Raw genomic sequence first — 3,497 nt, forward strand, 5'->3', positions numbered from 1 at the left:
ATAGGAGCGCTCAGCTCGGGGTGGGGACGCGCTCCCTGAGCGAGGCGACCCCGGTGCAGGTGGGTGGGATGGAGGGCGTGAAGACGATGTCCGCTGGCCACTCCTACTCGCTGGCGGTGCGCGAGGACGGCACGGCATGGGCGTGGGGAGAGGACAGGGTCTTCCGGCTCGGGACGGCGTGGGATGCAAGCACCGGCGCGCGCATGACACCGGGGAGGGTGCGCGAGCTCTCGGGTGCGACGGCGGTGGCGGCCTCCTACTGGCACTCCCTGGCGCTGAGCGCGGATGGCACGGGGTGGATCTGGGGGGGCGACATCACCACCTACAATGGGGATGGCATGTCCAGCTGGTACTCGCCGACGCGGCTGCTTACGGGAGCGGTGGCGGTGGTGGCTGGCACTCGCCACTCGCTGGCGCTGCAGGGGGATGGCACGGTGGTGGCCTGGGGGGAGAACCTCCGGGGCCAGCTCGGCGATGGGACGACCACCAAGCGCTCGCGCCCGGTGCAGGTGCTCGGATTGAGCGACGCGGTGGCCGTGGCGGCGAGCGATTATTTCTCCCTGGCGGTGCTGAGGGACGGCACGGTGTGGGCCTGGGGGGACAACTTCTACGGCCAGCTCGGGGATGGGACCACCACCCAGCGCCTGACGCCGGTGCGGGTGAGCGGGCTGAGCGACGTGGTGGCCGTGGCCGCCGGCAGTCGTCATTCGCTGGCGTTGAGCCGGGACGGCACGGTGTGGGCCTGGGGGGACAACTTCTACGGCCAGCTCGGGGATGGGACCACCACCCAGCGCCTGACGCCGGTGCGGGTCGGGAACCTGTCGGGGGTGACGCAGCTGGCCGGGGGCCTCGTCCACTCGCTGGCGGTGCTGGAGGACGGCACGGTATGGGCCTGGGGAAGCAACGATCGGGGCCGGCTGGGCGATGGTCTGGGCGACCATCGCGCGGACCCGGACAAGGTCCTCCTCCCCTGACCGTCAACGAACGTCTACGATACCGCCGCCTCGCCGCCACCCACGGAATGCCATGTCCTCCTCCCCCACCCCCACACGGCACCTGGAGCAGCTGCTGGACCGGCTGCACGCCCGAGCGTCTGACAAGGCATCCCCATGAACGCTTCTTCCAAACAGGACGCTCTCGTCCAGGTACGCGGCCTGGCGCGGTTGCTGGACACCTCCATTCCGCTGCCGGGAGGCATCCGCATCGGGTGGGACGCCGTGCTCGGCCTCATTCCGGGCGTGGGCGATGGGGCGAGCTCCCTGCTCTCCCTCTATATCGTCCTGCAGGGGGTACGTCTGGGGGCCTCGCGCGAGGTGCTGGCGCGCATGGTGGGGAACGTGGCGCTCGAGACGTTGGTGGGCGCGGTGCCCTTCCTCGGCGATGTCTTCGACGCGGCCTTCAAGGCCAACGTGCGCAACGTGCGCCTCCTCGAGGAGCACATGGTGGCCCCCGACACCACCCGCCGGGCCAGCCGCGCCTGGGTCATCGGGGCCGTGGTGGCGCTCCTGACGCTGTTCTCCCTGTCGATGGTGCTCGCCGTGCTGGCCGTGCGTGCGCTCCTCTCCCTCGGCGGCCCGGGCTGAGCGAGCCGTTCTCCTGACGACAGGTGGGCGAAGAGCGGGAGTCCGGGCGGGGACCACTCCACGGATGATATCCGCTCGGTCGAGACACTTTCCGAGGAGGGGTTGATGGACTTGCTGCAAGCGCTGGGGCTCGGGCCCGCGGGCCTGGGCATGGGTATTGTCGTGGGAGCCGTGGGCTGGTTCGTGGTGCGCTGCGTGCTCACTGGCTTCTTCACCGTGGACCAGAGTGAGCGGGCGGTGAAGGTGCGCTTCGGACGCGCGGCGCGGCTCGCGGGCGAGCCCACGACGAAGCGGGGTCCCGTCAGCGAGGGACTGGCGCGTACGGACGAGGACCGCTACGTCTACCCCCAGCTGGAGGTCATCCCGCCGGGGGGCCCCTACTTCAAGTGGCCCTGGGAGCGGGTGGTCAAGGTGTCGGTGGCCACCCAGACGCTCAACATGGCCTTCGACCCCGAGTCCCCGAGCGCCAACCAGGGTGGCACGGTGCTCGAGGCCGTCACCAAGGACCAGCTCAACACCGGGCTCACGGGGCAGCTGCGCTACCGCGTCTCCGAGCAGAACCTCTATGCGTACCTCTTCGCGGTGAAGAACCCCATCGCGCACGTGATGGGCTACTTCATCTCCATCCTGCGCGAGCGCATCGCCAGCTTCGAGGCGCCGCCTCCGCCCGTCGTCGAGGGCACCCTGGAGGCCGTCGAGGCCACGGCCGTCTCCGGCGTCTCCATCAACGACCTGCGCAAGAACCTGCGCGACCTCAACGAGCACATGGACCGCGAGTGCCGCGGCAGCCTGTCGCGCTACGGCATCGTCCTGGATGCCTCGCTCATCACCGGCATTGATCCACCGGCGGAGGTGGAGTCGGCGCTCGCGGCCATCAACACCGCGCACAACCACGTCTCCTCCGACATCAGCCTCGCGCAGGCGGCGGCGGACCAGAAGATCGTCCAGTCGCGCCGGGCCGTGGAGATCGAGACCCTGAAGGCGCTGGCGGAGGTGGAGCCCTTGAATGCCCTGGCCGCCCAGCTCACCGTGCTGCGGCAGAGCGGCCCCGGCGCGCTGGAGTCCTACCTGCGCAACATCCGCCTCGGCCTCTTCTCCAAGGCGAGCCACGTGGTGCTGGGGGTGAAGTCATGACGGGCTTCCTCGTCGGCACCATCCTCGGCTTCCTGGGGATGCTGGTGGGCGTGCCCATCTTCCTGGGCCTGTGCCGGCTGGTCGGCCTCTACGCCACCGTGGAGGAGCGCACGTGCCGCGTCTACGTGCTGCTCGGCAAGGTGGTGGCGGTGCTGGACGAGCCCGGGCTGCACCTGCTGTGGTTCCGGCTCGGGTGGAAGGCGTTCCTGGTGAACTGGATGGGACGCTGCCATGTGATCGACCTGCGGTTGGATCAGCAGTACCTGCGCAGCCAGGCGGTGAACTCCGAGGAGGGCGCGCCGATGGGCATCGGCATCTGGTACGAGATGATCATCTCGGACCCCCTCAAGTACCTGTTCGAGAACGCGGATCCGCGCGGCTCGCTGGCGGCCAACGTGAGCAACGCCACGGTGCGCTGCCTGTCCAACATGAAGCTCGGCACCATGCTGGAGAGCCGCCACGGGATGAGCCGGACGGTGCGCGCCGAGGTCACGCCCATGTCACATGCCTACGGCTACCAGCTCGGCTCGGTCTACATCCGCAAGGTGCACTTCCGGGACGTGGGGATGATCCGCCAGATCGAGGAGAAGGTGGTCAACCGGCTGCGGCAGGTGACCTCGGCCATCCGCCAGGACGGGGCCAACCAGGTGAGCATCATCACCAGCACCGCCGAGCGCCAGGCCGCGGTAGAGTTTGCCAAAGCCGCCGCCATGCGCCCCCGGATTGTCGGCGAAGCGCTCCAGCGTATCTCGGTCGATCGGGAAATCCTCGATTCGATGT

4 protein-coding genes are annotated in these 3,497 nt (G+C 69.3%); all 4 read left to right on the plus strand.

The annotated features are described in order from the left end of the window. Nucleotides 1–974 (plus strand): RCC1 domain-containing protein (locus tag VF697_RS42290; RefSeq protein ID WP_414641468.1); only part of this gene is annotated, 974 nt, incomplete at its 5' end. A 135-nt stretch (nucleotides 975–1,109) separates the two neighbouring features. Beyond that, a complete protein-coding gene (locus tag VF697_RS42295) occupies nucleotides 1,110–1,583 on the plus strand; it encodes a DUF4112 domain-containing protein (protein WP_331104291.1) in 474 nt (157 codons plus the stop codon). A gap of 105 nt (nucleotides 1,584–1,688) precedes the next feature. Beyond that, a complete protein-coding gene (locus VF697_RS42300; protein ID WP_331104293.1) occupies nucleotides 1,689–2,717 on the plus strand; it encodes an SPFH domain-containing protein in 1,029 nt (342 codons plus the stop codon). After that, nucleotides 2,714–3,497 (plus strand): SPFH domain-containing protein (locus tag VF697_RS42305; protein WP_331104295.1); only part of this gene is annotated, 784 nt, incomplete at its 3' end. The genes VF697_RS42300 and VF697_RS42305, both read left to right, overlap by 4 nt.

Origin of the sequence: Archangium sp. (assembly GCF_036388035.1) — a bacterium.
Taxonomy (GTDB): domain Bacteria; phylum Myxococcota; class Myxococcia; order Myxococcales; family Myxococcaceae; genus Archangium.